Genomic DNA, 17,498 nt, shown 5'->3' with positions numbered 1-17,498 from the left:
GGCTGGAAGCGTCCAGATCACCGAAGAACGGGGGGACGCACGGTGTTCGTCGCGCTCAGGGACCTGCGCTTCGCCAAGGGGCGGTTCGCGCTCATGGGCGCGGTGGTGCTGCTCATCACGCTGCTGGTGACGATGCTGTCCGGGCTCACCGCGGGGCTCGCCAGGGACAGCGGCTCCGCCGTCGAGGGCCTGCCCGCCGACCGCGTCGCGTTCGGCACCGCCGCGTCGGCGGACGGGAAGCCCTCGTTCTCCGACAGCCGGATCGACCAGCGGACGCTCGACGGCTGGCGGGACGTCCCCGGCGTGACGGCCGAGCCGCTCGGCATCGCCATGGGCCGCCTGTCCTACGGCTCGGGCGGGGAACGCGGCGTGCCCGCCGCCTTCTTCGGCGTGGCTCCCGGCGGGAAGGCCGGCGGCGGCGCCCCGGCCGCCGGGCAGGCCGTCCTGTCGAAAGAGCTGGCGGACCGCACCGGCCTCGCAGCGGGCGCACGGATCCAGGTCGCCGGGCGCTCCCTCGCCGTCGCGGGGGTCCGCGGCGACGCGTCGTACAGCCACACCCCGGTCGCCTGGCTGGCGCTCGCCGACTGGCGGGCGGTGGACCCGCAGGGCGGCGGCGAGGCCGCGACGGTCCTGCTGCTGCGCACGCACGGGAGCCCGGACCTGCGGGCCGCCGACGCGCGGCTCGGCACCACCGCCGTCGCGCTTCGCGACGCGAGGTCGGCGATCCCGTCGTTCAGCGCCGAGAACGGGTCGCTGCAACTGATGCGCGGGTTCCTGCTCGCCATCTCGGCGCTGGTCATCGGCGCGTTCTTCACCGTCTGGACGATCCAGCGCCGCGGCGACGTCGCCGTGCTGAAGGCGCTCGGCGCGAGCACCGGCTACCTGCTGCGCGACGCGCTCGCGCAGGCCGTCCTGGTGCTGCTGGCCGGGGCAGGGGCCGGCGGCCTGGCCGGCGGGCTGGCCGGGGCCGCGGTCGCGGGCCGCGTCCCGTTCGTCGTGTCGGCCGGCACCACCGTCCTGCCGGTCGCCGCCATGATCGTGCTCGGCGCCGCCGGGGCCGCCCTCGCCGTCCGGAAGATCACCGCCGTCGATCCGCTGACCGCACTGGGAGCCGCCCGATGAACACCCCGCCGAATCGCCCGGCGAGCACCGCGCCGGCCGGACTCGCCCTCACCGGCGTCGTGCTGACCTACCCCGACGGGGACCGCACGCTGACCGCCCTCGACCACGTGACGATGGACGTCGCGGCGGGCGAGTTCGCGGCCGTCGCCGGCCCGTCCGGGTCCGGCAAGTCGAGCCTGCTCGCGGTCGCCGCGCTGCTGATCGCCCCGGCGTCCGGCACGGTCGCCGTCGCGGGACGGGACGCCGCCGGGCTGAGCCCCGCCGAGCGCACCCGGCTGCGCCGCGACCACATCGGCGTCGTGTTCCAGCAGCCCAACCTGCTGCCCGCGCTGACCGCGCTCGACCAGCTGACCGTGATGGCGCACATGGCGGGCCGCTCGGCCCGCGCCGCCGCCGACCGCGCCCGCGAGCTGCTCGCGGCGGTGGGGCTGGCCGGGCTGGAGCACAAGCGGCCGCACCAGCTCTCAGGCGGCGAGCGGCAGCGCGTCAACATCGCCCGCGCGCTGATGAACGACCCGCGCGTGCTGCTGGTGGACGAGCCCACCAGCGCGCTCGATCACGAGCGGGGCGCCTCGGTCGTCGCCCTGCTCGCCCGTCTCACCCGCGAGCGCGGCGTGGCCACCGTCATGGTCACCCACGACCTCGCCCAGCTGGACGCGGTGGACCGGGTCTGGTCGATGCGGGACGGCCGACTGTCGGAGACCGCTGGCGCGGCGGACGGCCAGGTCACCGGGGCGGCCACGGCGGGCCGCCCTGCGTCGCCGCCCACACCCATAGGTAGATGAGGAACCCGGTCGCGATCAGTCCCAGCAGCAGCGGCCAGTTCGGGCCCGCCGCCCTGTGTCCACGCCTGGCGCGCACGTTCACCACCCGTTCCGTCCGACGATGCGTCAAGGGCGATGTCTCCGGACGAGCGCGCCCTATGCCCCAGGACGGGCAAACTCGGCGAGCGGACTCGGTACGGAAACCCCAGGTCAGGCGGCATCGCGGCGAGAGCCCGGCCGCCACGCGCGCGGGCGTCAGCGGCCGGCGGGCTCCTCGTGGCCGGTGTCGACGCGCTGCTCCCGCTGCGGCTCCCAGCCGTGCGTCTCCAGGGCGCGCAGGAACGCCTCCACCATCACCGGGTCGAAGTGCTTGCCCGCGCAGCGCCGCAGCTCGCGCTGGGCGTCGCCGACCGGCATCGGGTCCTTGTAGGGGCGGGCGGAGGTCATCACGTCGAAGGCGTCCGCCACGCCGATCACCCGGGCGAACTCGGGGATCTCGTCGCCGACCAGGCCCATCGGGTAGCCGCCGCCGTCCATCTTCTCGTGGTGGTGCATGATCCCGGCGAGCGCCTCGTCCAGGAACCCGATCTCGCGGACGATCTCCAGCCCGCGCATCGGGTGCAGCTGGATCGCGGCGAACTCCTCCTCGGTGAGGCCGCCGCCCTTGCGCAGGATCTTCGTCGGGACGCCGATCTTCCCGATGTCGTGCAGCATGCCCGCGTACCGGATCGCCTCGACCCGCTCCGGGCGCATCCCGATCTGCCGCGCGATCATCACGGCGCCGCGCGACACCCGCTCGGAGTGCCCGCGGGTCGCCGGGTCCTTGGTCTCGACGGCCTGGCACAGCGCGGCGAGCGTCGCGTCGTAGGCGCGGCGCTGCCCGAACGTCTGCTCCAGCGCCCACCGGGTGACGAACAGCGGCAGCAGCACCAGCACCGCGACCAGCGGCCCGAGCGCCGGCCACAGGCCCGCGATCAGCAGCCCGTACATCCCGTACCCGACGCACACCCCCGCGAGCTGGCCGCTGTCGCGCACCATCTCGCCGGGTTCGGACTCGCCGCTGAGCAGCAGCGCGCCCGAGGTCAGGACGAGGTTGACCAGCACGAAAGTCAGCAGCGCGCCGACGAACGGGCCGAGCGCGTCCCAGACCCAGCCGGCCTGCCCCGGCTCGAACCGGGCGCCGCCGAGCGCGCGGAACACCACCCCGGCCGCGTAGCCGCCGACCGCGAACTGCGCGCCGTTGAACAGCCGCTTGACGAGGGCGACCCCGCGCTGCCCGGTCGCCACCGCGCTCAGCCCGACGAGCGCGGCGCCCGCCGGGCCGAGGAGCACCACGGACGCCAGGCTCACCGCGAAGCCGAGCGACATCCGGGCCCGCTCGACGGTCAGCCGGGCCGGCAGGGAGTCGCAGAGGACGAACAGCGCGACCAGCGCGACCAGCACGCGCGGATCGACGCCCCCGGGGGACGACGCGCCGATCAGGACCGCCGCCAGGGCGATGACCACGCAGACGTAGAGCCAGGCGGCGCGGGGCAGTCCAGGCATGCCGTCCCCCGGGGAGTCGACTGTGATCACTCTGTGTGGTCGAGCGATCACCAAAAGCATACGCCACCTTGAGTTCGCCATGGGGCGATGCGCCGAATGCGGAACGCACCCGTCCGGCACCGGACGGCCGCGCTCCGACCCTCGATCGTTTACGGCACGTTCGGGAGCAATCGGGGTAATGCCTGGATGCGGTCCCGGTCGCCGGGGCATGTAGTACTACGTAACCGGTAGTAGGTCGAGCGGGGTGAAGCCTGGGCGCTTCGCTCCGTTGGGGGGCGGATGTCGTGATCGGGGCGGGTGGCCGCGAGCGCGGGACGGTGCTGCGGCGCGCGGTGCGATGGGGCGGCAGGACGGCCGTGCGGGCGCTGTCCGCGATGCTGGAGCCGCTCGCGCTGCTGCTGCTGCGCCCGGCGAACCGGCGGCGGGCGCGGCGCGCGCCCGCCGCGACGGCCCGGAAGGTGGTCTTCCTGGTCCAGCACGCCTACGGGGCGGGCGGCACGGTCCGGACCGTGCTGAACTGCGCCGGGCAGCTCGCGCGGCAGCGCGAGGTCGAGGTCGTCGGGCTGATCCGGGAGCTGCGCCGGCCGAGCTTCCCGATCCCGGACGGCGTCCGCGTGTCCAGCCTCGACGACCGGGTGGCGCCGCCCGGCGGGGCGCGCGGCCTCGCCCGCCGGGTGCTGTCGCGGCTGCCGAGCCTGCTCGTCCCGGTCGGCGAGCCGTCCTACCGGCGCTGCTCGCTCTGGACGGACCTGCTGCTCATCCGGTTCCTGCGGTCGCTGCGCACCGGCCTGCTGATCACCACCCGGCCGAGCCTGAACCTCGCGGCGGCGGTGTTCGCGCCGCCGGAGGTGCGCACGGTCGGGCAGGAGCACATGAACCTCGGCTGCCACCGGCCCGCCGTCCGCGAGCGGGTGCTGCGCCGGTACGGGCGGCTCGACGCGGTCGTCACGCTGACCGCGACCGACCTGGCCGGGTACCGCCGCGAGCTGCCGGACGCGCGGCGGCTGGTGTGCATCCCGAACGCGCTGCCCGAGCTGGACGGCGGGCCCGCCGACCCCGCCGCGCGGACGGTGCTCGCGGCCGGCCGGCTCGTCCGGCAGAAGGGCTTCGACCTGCTGCTGGACGCCTGGGAGCGGGTCGCGGCGGACCATCCGGGCTGGACGCTGCGGATCTACGGCGGCGGCCCGTGGCGGCAGCGGCTGCAGCGCCGGATCGACCGCCGGGGGCTGTCGTCCAGCGCGTTCCTGATGGGCCGGACGGGCGACATCGGCACGGCGATGGCGAAGGCGTCGATCTTCGTGCTCAGCTCGCGGTACGAGGGGCTGCCGCTGGTGCTGCTGGAGGCGATGAGCAAGGGCCTCGCGGTGGTGTCGTTCGACTGCCCGACCGGTCCCCGGGAGCTGCTCACCGACGGCGTCGACGGCCTGCTCGTGAAGGACGGCGACGTGCCGGCGCTCGCGTCGGCGATCGGCCGGATGATGGACGACCAAGGGCTGCGCGCCAGGCTCGGAGAGCAGGCCGTCGGCGCGACGGCCCGCTACACGCCGGAGGCGGTCGGCGCCGAATGGGACGCGCTGCTCGACGACCTGGTCAGGCCCGTCCACGCGCGGCGTCCCGCGAGGCCGCGCGTTCCGGAGAAGGAGGCCGGGCTGCTCTAGCGCGGCGCCCCCGCCGTCCAACCGCCGTGCCGTCCCGCCGCCGTGCCGCCTGGCTGCCGTGCCGTCAGGACGGCTGCTCGCGGGGGTCGCCGCCGAGCAGCCGGAGCAGGACGTCCTCGTCCTCGGGGGACAGCTCGCCGACGAAGTGCGCGAGGACGTCGGCGTGCTGGTCCTCGCCGCCGAGGAGCCGCTTCATCTGCGCGGCCCTGCGGCCCGCCTCGTCGCGCCGGTACGTGTACGCGTAGCCGCGTCCCGCGCGCTCCCGTCCGGCCTGGCCCTTCTCGTGCAGCCGTGCCAGGACGGTCATCACCGTCGTGTAGGCGAGCGGGCGGGCCAGCCGCTCCCCGACCTGACGGGGGGTGAGCGGTTCGCCGGACCCCTTCAGGACCGCCAGGACCTCGGCCTCGAGGCCGCCCTTCGCACGCCGGTCGCCTGCGGGGCTGGGCATGGGCTGTCCCTCTCGTGCGGTTCGCGGCGGTACGGTACGGCGCTCCCAACCTACCCGGTCCGCGCCCTAAGGCTGCGGATCAGCGCGTTCCCGGCGCACCGGGCGCGGCGGGCAGCAGCGCCAGGCGCTCGAAACCGGGCGTCCACCAGCGGGTCCGGTCGGGCGCGACGGCGAACGCCTCGACGCCGGGGCGCGCGGACGCCCACTCGCGGGCCGCGCCGCCCATGACGAACGCGGCGGTGGCGAGCGCGTCGACCTCGGTGAGGTGCCGTCCGACGAGGGTGAGGGAGGCCAGCTCGGCGGCGGGCCGCCCGGTGCGCGGGTCGACGATGTGGTGGCCGCGTTCGGCGGTGCCGGAGGTCGCGATGGCGAGGTCGGTGCCGGACACCACGGCGGCCAGGGCCGCGGGGTCCGCGGGGTCGGCGAGGCCGATCCGCCAGGGCTCGCCGGGGGCGGCCTCGCCGCGCAGCTGGATGTCGCCGCCGCCGTTCACGCAGTGGTCGCGGGCTCCGGCGTCGTGGAGGATCGCGGACGCCCGCTCGATCGCCCAGCCCTTCACCAGGCCGCTCGGGTCGAGCCGCCCGTCCGCCCTGGCGCTGAACGCCCCGCCGGTCTCGCGCTCCAGTTCGTCGCATCGCCGCAGCACGCCGGCCACGTCGGGGTCGCAGCCGGCCAGGTCGATCTCGCCGCGCGCCAGCCGGGAGACGTCGCTGTCCTCGCGGTAGGTGGAGAACACGCGGTCGACGTGGTGGAGCCACGCGACGGCCCCCGCGAGCGCCACGGTGATCTCCGGGGTGCGGGGGGAGCGGATGTCGAACGAGAACACCGTCCCCATGACGTGCTCGACGTGCCGGATCGACTCAGACATGGGCGGCGTCCAATGCGCTCTGCAGCGACTGGATGTAGCCCTCGCTGGTGTAGGTGGCGCCGGACACCGCGTCGATGTGCGCGTTGCCCGCCTTGAGCGCCTCCTGGGTGAGCTGCGGTACCGCGAAGCCGGCGATCTCCCGGTCGCGCCCGTTCTCCGAGGGCACCTGCAGGACGCGGACGGCCTTCAGCTTCCCCCCGGACGTGGTGATCTCGACCTGCACGGGGCCGTACCGGGTGTCGATGACGTCGCCCTTGAACGTGCCGCCGGTCTTCGCGGACGTCCCGCCCGACGACCCGGACGACCCCGAGGACCCGGATGACCCGGACGACCCCGAGGACCCCGAGGACCCCGACGAGGAGCCGCTGGCGGTGCCGGGCGCGCTGCTCTGCGGCGCGGACGAGGACACCCCCGTCACCTCGCTGTGATGCGGCTTGAGGCCGAGGAGAAGGGCGACGCCGGCGACGGTCGACCCCGTGGCGATCAATGCTCTGCGCATGGGACGGCCCTCTCAGAACTCGAACGACTCGTTGCGGATGTGGCGGCGGCGCACGCCCGCCTGCTTCAGCGCCCGGAACGCGGCGTCGGTCATGCCGGGCGGTCCGCACAGGTACACGTCCCGGTGCCGGATGTCCGGGACCAGGCCGCGCAGCGCCCGCCCGTGCAGCGGCAGCGAATAGCCGGCCGGCTCGTCCACGAAGTACAGGACGCGGGAGCCGCGCGCGGCGGCGATCGCGTCGAGCTCGCCGCGCAGCGCCAGGTCCTCGGGCCTGCGGGCCAGGTAGATGAGGACGACGTCGCCGGGGAGCGTCTCGAACAGCGTCCGCAGCGGCGTGATGCCGACACCGCCGGCCAGCAGCAGCGCCCGCTCGTGGTGCGGGCGCGCCCCGGTGAACCCGCCGTACGGGCCCTCCGCCCACACCCGCGTGCCGGGACGCAGCCGTGCGAGGGCCCGGCTGTGGTCGCCGGCCTCCTTCACGGTGATCCGGAGCCGGCCTCCGCGGGCGGTCTCCGACAGCGAGTACGGGTTGGCCGCCCACCACAGGCCCCGGGTGAGGAACCGCCACCGGAAGAACTGGCCGGGCTGGACCCGCAGCTCCTCCAGATGCCGTCCCGTCATGTAGACGGAGACGACGCCCGGCGCCTCGGGCCGGACGGCGGCGACCCGCAGGTCGTGCCGGAGGCCCCGCACGAGCGGCATCAGGAACCGGAACCACGCCAGCACCACGGCGACGCCGATGTACAGCGTGTACCAGGCGGCCCTGGCCAGCGGGCTGGAGACGAACTGGGCGCCGTTGGCGAGCTGGTGCCCGAACGCCAGGAAGATCGCCAGGTAGGTGGCGAAGTGCAGGTAGTGCCAGGTCTCGTAGCGCATCCGGCGGCGCGCGGCCCGCGCCGAGGTGATCCCGACGCCGATGAACAGCAGGAACCCGAGCGTGCCCTTGAGCATCTCGGGGTAGCCGAAGACGATCGAGGTGGTCTGGTGGACGACGTCGGTGTGCGACGTCACCGCGTATCCCCAGATGATGAACAGGACGTGCGCGCAGATCAGGGAGACCGTGTACCGGCCCCCCATCGCGTGCCAGCGGGCCAGCCGGTCGGTGCCGACGCCCCGTTCCAGTGCCGGGATCCGCGCCATCAGCGCGAGCAGCACGGCGCAGCCGTAGCCCGCCAGCAGCCCGGTGACGCGGCCCGCCTCGGTCAGCCAGCCGTCCAGGCCGGTGACCGACCGGGTCCCGTGCCACCACAGCAGCAGCACGGCCGCCGCGCCGGCGTAGATCAGCACCTGCGGCCACGAGGACGGGACGCGCCACGCCGCGGCGCGGGGCGCCGGCGGCGCTGGGCGCCTGATGTCATGCCTGGTCGTGGTCATGCGGGCCACCCTGCCAACCGAGTTTCTGCGTTCCTTCTGATTCAGGGGGGAACAGCCCGGTTGAGAGGTTTCTCTGAGCGAACGCAGAGGTTGGAGAGGGAGGCTGATCCCATCATGAGCACTCCCGAACCCGCCGGCGCCGGACTGCGCCGCGCCGACGGCACGCCCGTCCGCGTCCTGGTCGTCGACGACGAGCCCGATCTGGCCGAGGTGCTGTCGCGCGTGCTGGCGTCCGAGGGCTGGGCGGTCCGCACCGCCGGGGACGGCGCGGGCGCCCTCGCCGCGGCCCGCGACTTCCGCCCGGACGCCGTCGTGCTGGACGTGATGCTGCCCGACATCGGCGGCCTGGAGGTGCTGCGGCGGCTGCGCGCCGACGCCCCCGACGTCTGCGTGCTGTTCCTGACCGCGCGGGACGCCGTCGAGGACCGCATCGCCGGGATCACCGCGGGCGGCGACGACTACGTCACCAAGCCGTTCAGCCTGGAGGAGGTCCTCGCCCGGCTGCGCGGGCTGCTGCGCCGCGCCGGGATGACCCGGCAGGCCGGGACGGCGGGCCTGCTGACGGTCGGCGGCCTCGCGATGGACGAGGAGGCCCGCGAGGTCACCCGGGACGGCGAGATCGTCGAGCTGACCCCGACGGAGTTCGAGCTGCTGCGGTTCCTGATGCGCAACCCGCGCCGGGTGCTGTCGAAGGCGCAGATCCTCGACCGCGTGTGGGACTACGACTTCGGCGGCCAGGCGCACGTCGTCGAGCTGTACATCAGCTACCTGCGCAAGAAGATCGACGCGGGCCGGGCGCCGATGATCCACACCGTCCGGGGCGTCGGGTACGTGCTGAAGCCGTCGGAGGCCCCGTGAGGCTGCCGCACGTCCGGACCCTCCGGGCCCGGCTGACGGCGGGGCTCGTCGTCCTGCTGGCGCTCAGCTGCCTCGCGGTCGGCATCGCCACCACCACGGCGCTGCAGCGCTTCCTGGTGAGCCGGATCGATCAGCAGCTCACGGCGGTCGGGGTGCGCTTCCCGGCCAGCCTGGAGCACGAGCACCACCCCGACGCCGACAACCGCCCCGACTCGCGCGGCCAGGCGTCCGGCACGTTCGGGGCCCGCCTGTTCGAGGGGCGGGTCACACGGGCCGCCGTCGTCCGCGGCCAGGCGGTCGAGGCGGTGCCGGCCACCGCCGCGGACGTGCGCGCCCTGGCGGCGCTGCCGGCCGACGGCCGCGGGCACGACGTCGAACTGTCATCGCTCGGCGACTACCGGGTGAGCGCCCACCGGGGCGACGACGGGGACGTGCTGGTCAGCGGGCTGCCACTGCGGCCCGTCGAGGACACCGTGCACCGGCTGGAACTGGTGGAGCTCACCGTGTTCGGCGCCGTGCTGATCGCGGCCGGGATCGCCGCGGCGGCGTGGGTGCGGCTCACGCTGCGGCCGCTGCGCCGCGTCGCGGCGACCGCGTCCCGCGTCACCGAGCTGCCGCTGGCCAGCGGCGAGGTCGCGATGCCCGAGCGCGTGCCCGACACCGACCCGCGCACCGAGGTCGGGCAGGTCGGCGCCGCGCTCAACCGGATGCTCGGGCACGTCGAGAACGCGCTCGCGCGCCGGCACGCGAGCGAGGAGCGGCTGCGCCGGTTCGCCGCCGACGCCAGCCACGAGCTGCGCACCCCGGTCGCCGCCATCCGCGGCCACGCCGAGCTGGCGCTGCGCACCCGCGAGGGCGTCCCGCCGGACGTCCGGCACGCGCTCGGCAGGATCGAGGCCGAGTCCGTCCGGATGACCGACCTGGTCGACGACCTGCTGCTCCTCGCCCGGCTGGACGCGGGCCGCCCGCTGGAGTCCGAGCCGGTCGACCTGACCCGGCTCGTCCTGGACGCGACGAGCGACGCCCGCGCCGCCGGGCCGGACCACCGCTGGGAGATGGTGCTGCCGGAGGAGCCCGTCACGATCACCGGGGACGCCCGCCGGCTGCACCAGCTGCTGGCCAACCTGCTCGCCAACGCCCGCACCCACACCCCGCCCGGCACGCACGTCACGGTCCGGCTCTCCCAGCCGCTGCCGCCGGCCGTCGTGCTGGACGTGGAGGACGACGGGCCGGGCGTCCCGGCGGAGGCCCGCGAGGAGATCTTCCAGCGGTTCGTGCGGGCCGACCACGGCCGGTCCCGCGCGGCCGGGGGCACCGGCCTCGGCCTCGCCATCGTCCAGGCCGTCGCCGCGGCGCACGGCGGCACGGCGAGGCTGGTGGGCCGGTCGACCTTCCGCATCACCCTGCCGGGCGGGTGATCAGGTCCCCGCCGTGCTCGTCGCGCAGATGTCGCCGTCGGCGTGGATCTCGCCCTCCAGGGTCGGGATGCCCGCCTTCTTCTTCGTCTTCACCGCGGTGAACGAGGTGCCGAGCACCAGGTTCACGACTCCCGGGCCGGCCTTCGGGTACAGCGCCTTCTTCGCGCCCGGGATCACCGCGGCGAGCGCGGCGGCCTGCGCCTGCGAGCCCTGCGCGTAGTACACGCCGGTCGTCGGCCGGGTCTTCATGGTGTCCGTCCCGACGATCACGAAGCCCTGCGCCTTGAGCTGCTTCGCGACGGTCGCCGCCGTGCTCGCGCGGCCGGTCGCGTTGTACAGCCGCACCTGCACCGGCCCGGTGGTCTTCTTCGCGGCGGCCTCGACGGACTGGTCCTGGCGGATCGCGGTGAAGAACTGCCCGGCGGCCGGCTGGCTGAGCGCCACCCGGTTCGGGTCGGGCGCGTAGGCCGTGACGGGCACGGTGACGAAGTCGAGCTTGCCGGCGGTCAGCCCGTGCATGCTCCGCGCGATCTTCACCATCGTGCCGAGGTCCAGGCCCTTGTCGGTGGTCAGCGACTTCGTGCCGGCCTCGGCCAGGTCGTACACCTTCTTCGGGTCGGTCAGCGTCCCGGCGCTCAGCACCTTGTTCGCCAGCGACCCCATGAACTGCTGCTGCCGCTTGATCCGCTGCAGGTCGGACTCGTCGCCGAGGCCGTGCCGGTCGCGGACGTAGGCCAGCGCCGTCTCGCCCTGGATGGTGTGCTTGCCCTTGGTCAGGTGGAGCTTGGAGTCCTTGTCGTTCACGTCCTGCGGCAGGCAGACCTCGACGCCGCCGACCGCCTCGGTCACGCTCTTGAAGCTGGTGAAGTCGACCTGCATGAAGTGGTCGATCTTGATGTGGGTGAGGTCCTCGATCGTCTTGACCGTGCAGGACGCGCCGCCGTTGGTGAACGAGCTGTTAATCATCCCGATGGTCACGGCGGGCGAGGCGGTGCCGTCCGCGCGCCGGCACGCCGGGATCGGCACCATCAGGTCGCGCGGGAAGCTGATGCCCGTCGCCTGCTTCCCGCCCGGGGACAGGTGCAGCAGGATCATCGTGTCCGAGCGCGGCGGGTCGTCCTTCATGCGCCGCCCGTACTTGGCGTTGGCGCCGGCGCGGCTGTCGGTGCCGAGCATCAGGATGTTCAGCGCGTTGTTCAGCTTCGGCGGCCGGTTCCCGCCGATCAGCTTGTCGGTGTCCTCGTGGTCGATGTTGTGCTGGAGCTGCCAGTAGAACCCGTAGCCGGTGGCTCCGGCCGCGACGACCAGCACGGCGGTGACGATCGCGACCCACTTCAGGACCCGCCGGCCGCGCCGTCGCGGCGGCGCGGGATCGGGGTCGGGGTCCACCTCGTCCGCGTAGTCGATGTAGGTCGGCTTGCTGCTCATCGGCTCCAGCGACTCCGTCTGAATCGTGAGCACCGGTCAGCGGCCACCGCGCTCAGTCGAACCTTGTTCAAACACGTGACTCAGACGACAGTATCCACTACCCTCCCCCCTCCAGGAACGATGGTCACGAGGTCGGCTGGGACGACTCCAGCGGGTGACCGGACCGGGCGTTCCGGCCGTTCCGGCAGCTCTGGCCGTTCTAGTCGTCGAGCAGGCCGTCGCGGCGGGCCTCGCGGTACAGCGCGATGCGGTTGGAGGCGTCGCGGCCGGCCCTGGCGTACTTCTCCCGGGCGCGCGCGAGGTACTGCTTGACCGTGTGCTCGCTGATGCCCATCTTGCGGGCGACGGCCGCGCGGGTGAGGCCGCCGAGCCACAGCCGCATCGTCCGCAGCTCCTGCTCGGAGAACCGCGGACGGCACGGGCTCGCCTCGCGGGGCTCGGGTGCACCGCCGGAGGCGTCGCCCGCCGCGTCGCCGGAGGCACCGCCTGCGGCGTCGCCGGTCGGGTCGCCGGGGGCACCGCCGGACGCGTCGTCGGGGGCACCGCCGGTCGCGTCGTCGGCGACGGCGAGGATGGCCTCGACCAGCCGGCGCTGGCCCTCGGCGGACTCCTTGCGGACGAACGCGCGGGCGCCCGCCAGCTCGGCCCGGCGGGCGAGGTCGGCCCCGGCCTGCTGGGAGAAGACGACGATGCGGTGCCCGGCCGCGGCGAGCCGGGCGATCAGCTCGAACGCCGGCTCGCCGGCCGTCCGCGGGTCGATGACCAGCACGTCGGCGGCGAGGCGCGGGTCGAGCCCGTCGATGCTGGTGGCGGTGTCCACGATCTCGATGGGGCGCGGGTCGCCGTCGATCCAGGCGCGGACGCCGGACAGCACCACGTCGTGGTCGTCGACGACGGCGACGGTGACTCGGCGGGTGGGAGCCATCGGGGAGCGGGTCAGACCTTCGTTCAGGGCGGGGAGCGTGCGTCGGTGGGGGCGGACGGGGCGAGGCGGGGCGAAGGCGTGCGGGCACGGGCGGGACGGTGCGGGGAGCGATAACCCCTCGATCTTACTGAGCGGAGCCGTCCCGTCATAGAGAGTTTTGATTGGCCCGCCGGTGACGCCGTGCGGCCCCGGCGGCGCGGGGGCCACGACCGTGCCATGACCGCCGAACGACCGTCATGACAGGCGACCCGACTCTGCGCAAACTGAGCCGTACTGCCGAAGCAGCCGCACCGACGCAGGGGGGAACCACATGAACGGGGTCGGTCTCAAGGTACTCGGGCCGCTGGAGGCGGCCGTGGACGGCCGGCGGGTGGAGCTGCCGAAGGGCGGGCAGCGGGTGCTGCTCGCCGTGCTGGCGCTGAACGCCGGGCAGGTCGTCCAGCTGGAGCAGCTCCTGGACCACCTGTGGGGCGACCGGCTGCCGGACCGTCCCCGCGGCGCGCTGTACTCCTGCGTGTCCCGGCTGCGGCAGTGGCTCGACCGGCACGCGCCCGGTTCGGCCGGGCTGCTCGCCACCTCCTCCGGCGGCTACGTCCTGGAGCTCGGGCCCGGCGGGCTGGACCTGCTGTGCTTCCGCGCGCTGATGCGCGAGGCCGCCGCCGCGGGGGAGCGGCGCGACCTCGCGGCCCAGTCGGCGCGGCTGCGGGAGGCGCTGGCGCTGTGGCGCGGGCCCGTCCTGGCGAACGTCCGGTCCGACGCCCTGCAGCAGACCGAGGTGCCGCGGCTGACCGAGGAGTACCTGCGGGCGGTGGAGTGGCGGTGCGAGGTCGGGCTGGCGCTCGGCGAGCACGACGGGATGGTCGGGGAGCTGCGCGCGCTGACCGACCGGTACCCGTTCCGGGAGCGGTTCTGGTGGCAGCTGATGCTGGCGCTGACCCGGTCGGGCCGCCGCGTGGAGGCGCTGGCGGCGTACCGGAAGGTCAGCTCGCAGCTGCGCACCGAGTTCGGCGTCGACCCCGACCTCGAACTCCGCCGCCTCCAGATGGCGATTCTGCGCGACGACCATTCGGTCCTTTCGCTCTGAACCGCAGGGGATTTCCAGGGGACTCTCACGGGTTTCCGGCGGACATCGCCTTGGCGAGCAGTTCGTAGGAGCGCAGCCGCTCGTCGAGATCGTGGACGAGCGTCAGCACCATGAGTTCGTCGGCGCCCGTTCCGGCGAGCAGTTCGCCGAGGCGTTCCCGGACGGTTTCCGGATCGCCGACCACATGATGTGCCATGCGCTCGCGGAGAACCGCGTCCTCCTCCGCCGTCCAATGGACTTTCGCGGCGTCCTCGGGGGTGACGTTCGGTCCGTTCCGGACGCCCCTCAAAGACTGCGCCACGATCACCTTGGACGGCCCGGCGAGCCATTCCGCGCGCTCGGCGGAATCGGCGACGATGACCGACGCCGCGAGCAGCGTCCGCGGTTCCGGGAACGCGGCCGACGGCCGGAAGGCGTCGCGGTAGGCGCGGAGCGCGGGCTCGGCGTTCTGCGGGCGGATGTGGTGCGCGAACGCGAACGGCAGCCCGAGCTCCCCGGCGAACCGGCCGTTCTCGACGCTCGACCCGAGCAGCCACACGTCCGGCGCGCCGCCCGCCGCCGGGACCGCGACGACCGGGTCCCCGGGCCGCGGCGACAGCAGCGCGACCAGCTCGCGGACCTGCTCCCGGTACGCCTCCGACCCGGGCGGGCTGCTGACCCGGCGCAGCGCCTTCGCCGTGCTCATGTCCGTGCCGGGGGACCGGCCGACGCCGAGGTCGACGCGGTCCGGGTGCAGCGTCGCCAGCGTCCCGAACTGCTCGGCGACGACCAGCGGCGGATGGTTCGGCAGCATCACGCCGCCGGAGCCGACCCGCATCCGGGACGTGGCGGCCGCGAGCAGCGCGACGAGCACCGGCGGCGCGCAGCTGGCGATGAACGGGGCGTTGTGGTGCTCGGCGACCCAGTACCGGTGGTACCCCATCCGCTCGGCCTCCGGCGCCGTCCGCAGGGTCTCCCGCAGCGCCCGCGACGGCGACGAGCCCTGCCACACGGGCGCGGTGTCGAGGATGGAGAGGATCGTCATCGCCGGCTCCTTCGATCGGTTCTGCCGTCCTGCCGATATTCGCGCCGGGAACAGGCGATCTCAATACCGCCCGGCTCCGCTGAGAGGCAACTGCAAGGTAAGTGAAATGACCTTCCTCCTAATGTGGTAGCGCAACGGGAAGGCCCATCCGGGGCCGCACCGGTTCGCAAGGAGGGTGTTTTTCATGCAGCAGAAGGCGGCGGCCTACGAGCCGCCCTCCCTGATGGAGGTCGGCGGCTTCGCCGAGCTGACCCTCGGCCGGCCGAGCTGGGGATTCGAGAACGACTGGTCGTGCGTCATGCTCTGCTGACGTCCCGCGCGGCCCGTCGGCTCGGAACGGAAGTGCCGGCGCCGGTTCGCCCCGGCGCCGGCGCGCCCGGTGAAAGGGAATTGGGAATGGTGGAGTTCCGCGTCCTTCCGGACACGCCCGAGGCCGCCGCGATGGCGGGCCCGGCCGCTTCGCGGTTCGAGCACGCGTCGGGCCGCCCCTGGATCGTCGGACGCTGGGAGAGGGAGAGCGTCGTGTCCGCCACGTGCGGGCGCGACCGCGTCGTGCTGTTCGGGCCCGCCGACACCACGCCGGACGAGCTGGAACGCGTCCTCGCCCGCGTCCGCTCGGTGCGGGAACTGGACGCGCTGTGCGGGCGGCTCGCCGGGTGCTTCCACCTCGTCGCGTCCATCGACGGGCGCGTCCGGGTGCAGGGCGCCGTGTCGGCCGCGCGGCAGGTGTTCCACACCTCGCTCGGCGGGGTGACCGTCGCCGCCGCCGCGCCGATGTCCCTGCCGGGCGACCACCGGGTGGACGAGGAGCTGCTCGCGGCCAGGCTCGTCGCGCCGTGGCCGCCGTGGCCGATCGGCGAGACGCCGCTGTGGACGGGCATCGAGGCCGTCCCCGCCGGCTGCTACCTCGAGATCGGCCCCGACGGCCGGGGCCGCCCGGTCCGGTGGTGGACGCCGCCGGAGCCGCACCTGCCGCTCGCCGACGGTGCGCGCCGCGTCAGGCGGGCGCTGCGCGACGCGGTCGCCGTGCGCGCGCGGGGCGTCAAGACGATCAGCGCGGACCTGTCCGGCGGGATGGACTCCACCAGCCTGTGCTTCCTCGCCGCCGGCGAGGCGGACCGGCTCGTCACGACCCGCTGGGAGGCCGCCGACCGCGCCGACGAGGACCGGCACTGGGCGCGGCTCGCCGCCGAGGACCTGCCGTCCGCCGAGCACCTGGTGCTGGCCCGCGACACCGCCCCCACCTGGTTCGACGGGATCGCCGAACCCGGCCCGGACCCGGACGTCGAGGGGCCCTTCGCCTGGATCCGGACCCGGGCCCGGCTCGTCCACCAGGCCCGCCGCGTCGCCGCCGCCGGCTCCGCCTCCCACCTGACCGGGCACGGCGGCGACGAGCTGTTCCTCGGCAACCCGCTCAACCTGCACACGCTCGCGCGGACGCGGGGCGGCGGCGCCGTCCGGCACCTGCGCGCGTACCGGGCGATGTACCGGTGGCGGCTGCTGCCCTCGGTGCGGGCGCTGCTGAACCGCGACACGTTCGGCGGATGGCTCGCCGCGTCGGCGGACACGCTCACCGACCCGGTCCGCGAGGTCGGCGGCGCGCCCGCGTTCGGCTGGGGGATCGCCTACCGGCTGCCGCCCTGGGCGACCGCCGACGCCGCCGGCGCGGCGCGGACCCTGTTCCGGCGGGTCGGCGCGTCCGGCGTCGAACCGCTCGCGCCGCTGCGCGGGCAGCACGCCGCGCTGCAGGACGCCCGGCTCTGCGGCGACACGATCCGCCGCGTCGACCGGCTCACCTCCCGGGAGGGCGTGGCCTGGCACGCGCCGTTCGTCGACGACCGAGTGATCGAGGCCGCGCTCGCCGTCCGCCTGCGGGACACGACGATGCCCGACCGGTACAAGCCCGCCCTGTCCGCCGCGATGGCCGGCACCGTCCCGGCCCGGATCCTCGGGCGGGCGACGAAATCCGAGTACAGCGCGGACGCCTACGACAGCCTGCGCCGGCACCGCGCCGACCTCCTCGGCCTGTGCGGAGACGACATGCGCCTCGCGCGGCTCGGGCTCGTCGACCCCGCCGCGCTGCGCGCCGTGCTGGAGGCGCCGCCGCCCTCGTCCCTGACCCTGATGCCGCTGATCAGCACGTTCGCCTGCGAGACGTGGCTGCGCGCCGTCGAGCGCGACCGCGTCCCGCACCCATCAACCGGAGGCCCGAGATGCCCGTGACTCCCGGGGCGTCGCTGTCGCCCCACGTGACGATGACCGAGACCGAGCACGGCACGGTACTGCTGGACGAGCGCACCGGCCGCTACTGGGCGCTGAACGCGACCGGCACCACCGTGATCCGGCTGCTGCTGGACGGCGGGACCGTCGACGACGCCGTCCGCGAGCTGCGGGCCCGGCACCCGGACGCGGCGGAGCGGGTCACCGCCGACGTCGCCGCGTTCGTCCGGACGCTCCGCGACGCCGAGGTGATGGCGCCGTGA

Annotated in this window: 18 protein-coding genes; 10 read left to right on the top strand and 8 right to left on the bottom strand. The window is 74.6% G+C overall.

Features of this window, described 5'->3' with window-relative positions; all coding sequences use genetic code 11:
* The first annotated feature begins 42 nt into the window (after window positions 1-42).
* Window positions 43-1,122, top strand: coding sequence for an ABC transporter permease (locus amrb99_RS09475; protein WP_190854819.1), 1,080 nt, complete (start codon window positions 43-45; stop codon window positions 1,120-1,122).
* Window positions 1,119-1,907, top strand: a complete 789-nt coding sequence (locus amrb99_RS09470; RefSeq protein WP_190854817.1) for an ABC transporter ATP-binding protein — start codon at window positions 1,119-1,121, stop codon at window positions 1,905-1,907. Before amrb99_RS09475 ends, amrb99_RS09470 begins: the two co-directional genes overlap by 4 nt.
* Window positions 1,908-2,141: 234 nt before the next feature.
* On the opposite strand, the gene amrb99_RS09465 is transcribed toward amrb99_RS09470, so the two are convergent.
* On the bottom strand, window positions 2,142-3,431 hold the full coding sequence (locus amrb99_RS09465; protein ID WP_190854815.1) for an HD-GYP domain-containing protein: 1,290 nt from the start codon (window positions 3,429-3,431) through the stop codon (window positions 2,142-2,144).
* A 284-nt stretch (window positions 3,432-3,715) separates the two neighbouring features.
* Here amrb99_RS09465 and amrb99_RS09460 point away from each other — a divergent pair, with 284 nt between their 5' ends.
* Window positions 3,716-5,089, top strand: coding sequence for a glycosyltransferase family 4 protein (locus tag amrb99_RS09460; RefSeq protein ID WP_347256611.1), 1,374 nt, complete (start codon window positions 3,716-3,718; stop codon window positions 5,087-5,089).
* 64 nt (window positions 5,090-5,153) lie between these two features.
* Here the strand turns inward: amrb99_RS09460 and amrb99_RS09455 are convergent, their stop codons facing one another.
* The 3 genes from amrb99_RS09455 to amrb99_RS50845 all read right to left on the bottom strand — a co-directional run bounded on the left by amrb99_RS09455 (window position 5,154) and on the right by amrb99_RS50845 (window position 6,628).
* Window positions 5,154-5,537: a BlaI/MecI/CopY family transcriptional regulator gene (locus amrb99_RS09455; RefSeq protein WP_190854813.1), complete on the bottom strand. Its 384-nt coding sequence runs from the start codon at window positions 5,535-5,537 to the stop codon at window positions 5,154-5,156.
* A 79-nt stretch (window positions 5,538-5,616) separates the two neighbouring features.
* Window positions 5,617-6,405 carry an FAD:protein FMN transferase gene (locus tag amrb99_RS09450; RefSeq protein WP_190854811.1) on the bottom strand — a complete coding sequence of 263 codons (789 nt, stop codon included), beginning with the start codon at window positions 6,403-6,405 and terminating at the stop codon, window positions 5,617-5,619.
* Complete coding sequence (locus amrb99_RS50845; RefSeq protein ID WP_347256610.1) at window positions 6,398-6,628, bottom strand: FMN-binding protein; 231 nt, start codon at window positions 6,626-6,628, stop codon at window positions 6,398-6,400. Before amrb99_RS50845 ends, amrb99_RS09450 begins: the two co-directional genes overlap by 8 nt.
* A gap of 19 nt (window positions 6,629-6,647) precedes the next feature.
* Here amrb99_RS50845 and amrb99_RS50840 point away from each other — a divergent pair, with 19 nt between their 5' ends.
* Window positions 6,648-6,833 (top strand): hypothetical protein, encoded by a 186-nt coding sequence (locus amrb99_RS50840; RefSeq protein WP_241755396.1) that lies wholly within the window; start codon window positions 6,648-6,650, stop codon window positions 6,831-6,833.
* A gap of 83 nt (window positions 6,834-6,916) precedes the next feature.
* On the opposite strand, the gene amrb99_RS09440 is transcribed toward amrb99_RS50840, so the two are convergent.
* Window positions 6,917-8,278, bottom strand: a complete 1,362-nt coding sequence (locus amrb99_RS09440; protein ID WP_190854797.1) for a ferredoxin reductase family protein — start codon at window positions 8,276-8,278, stop codon at window positions 6,917-6,919.
* A 114-nt stretch (window positions 8,279-8,392) separates the two neighbouring features.
* Between amrb99_RS09440 and amrb99_RS09435 the strand changes: the two genes are divergently transcribed.
* A complete protein-coding gene (locus amrb99_RS09435; protein ID WP_190854795.1) occupies window positions 8,393-9,136 on the top strand; it encodes a response regulator transcription factor in 744 nt (247 codons plus the stop codon).
* Entirely contained in the window at window positions 9,133-10,554 is a 1,422-nt protein-coding gene (locus amrb99_RS09430; protein ID WP_190854792.1) for an ATP-binding protein, read from the top strand. The genes amrb99_RS09435 and amrb99_RS09430 overlap by 4 nt, the downstream gene beginning before the upstream one ends.
* Here the strand turns inward: amrb99_RS09430 and amrb99_RS09425 are convergent, their stop codons facing one another.
* Both amrb99_RS09425 and amrb99_RS09420 read right to left on the bottom strand, forming a co-directional pair.
* Window positions 10,555-11,982, bottom strand: coding sequence for an LCP family protein (locus amrb99_RS09425; protein ID WP_190854790.1), 1,428 nt, complete (start codon window positions 11,980-11,982; stop codon window positions 10,555-10,557).
* Between the two features lie 199 nt (window positions 11,983-12,181).
* Complete coding sequence (locus amrb99_RS09420) at window positions 12,182-12,907, bottom strand: LuxR C-terminal-related transcriptional regulator (RefSeq protein WP_190854788.1); 726 nt, start codon at window positions 12,905-12,907, stop codon at window positions 12,182-12,184.
* A 310-nt stretch (window positions 12,908-13,217) separates the two neighbouring features.
* On the opposite strand from amrb99_RS09420, the gene amrb99_RS09415 reads away from it, so the two are divergent.
* A complete protein-coding gene (locus amrb99_RS09415) occupies window positions 13,218-13,991 on the top strand; it encodes an AfsR/SARP family transcriptional regulator (protein ID WP_190854786.1) in 774 nt (257 codons plus the stop codon).
* A 25-nt stretch (window positions 13,992-14,016) separates the two neighbouring features.
* Here amrb99_RS09415 and amrb99_RS09410 read toward each other — a convergent pair whose 3' ends face one another.
* Entirely contained in the window at window positions 14,017-15,015 is a 999-nt protein-coding gene (locus amrb99_RS09410; protein ID WP_190854784.1) for an LLM class flavin-dependent oxidoreductase, read from the bottom strand.
* 184 nt (window positions 15,016-15,199) lie between these two features.
* Here amrb99_RS09410 and amrb99_RS09405 point away from each other — a divergent pair, with 184 nt between their 5' ends.
* The 3 genes from amrb99_RS09405 (at window position 15,200) to amrb99_RS09395 (ending at window position 17,498) form a co-directional block, all read left to right on the top strand.
* Entirely contained in the window at window positions 15,200-15,325 is a 126-nt protein-coding gene (locus tag amrb99_RS09405) for a lasso RiPP family leader peptide-containing protein (RefSeq protein WP_190854782.1), read from the top strand.
* An 86-nt stretch (window positions 15,326-15,411) separates the two neighbouring features.
* Window positions 15,412-17,238 carry an asparagine synthase-related protein gene (locus tag amrb99_RS09400; protein ID WP_190854773.1) on the top strand — a complete coding sequence of 609 codons (1,827 nt, stop codon included), beginning with the start codon at window positions 15,412-15,414 and terminating at the stop codon, window positions 17,236-17,238.
* Window positions 17,229-17,498 carry a lasso peptide biosynthesis PqqD family chaperone gene (locus tag amrb99_RS09395; RefSeq protein WP_190854771.1) on the top strand — a complete coding sequence of 90 codons (270 nt, stop codon included), beginning with the start codon at window positions 17,229-17,231 and terminating at the stop codon, window positions 17,496-17,498. The genes amrb99_RS09400 and amrb99_RS09395 overlap by 10 nt, the downstream gene beginning before the upstream one ends.

The sequence above is a fragment of the Actinomadura sp. RB99 genome, assembly GCF_014706005.1.
Classification (GTDB): domain Bacteria; phylum Actinomycetota; class Actinomycetes; order Streptosporangiales; family Streptosporangiaceae; genus Spirillospora.
Note: the sequence above shows the minus strand (reverse complement) of the source record. Positions and strands in the feature narration are given on the sequence as shown.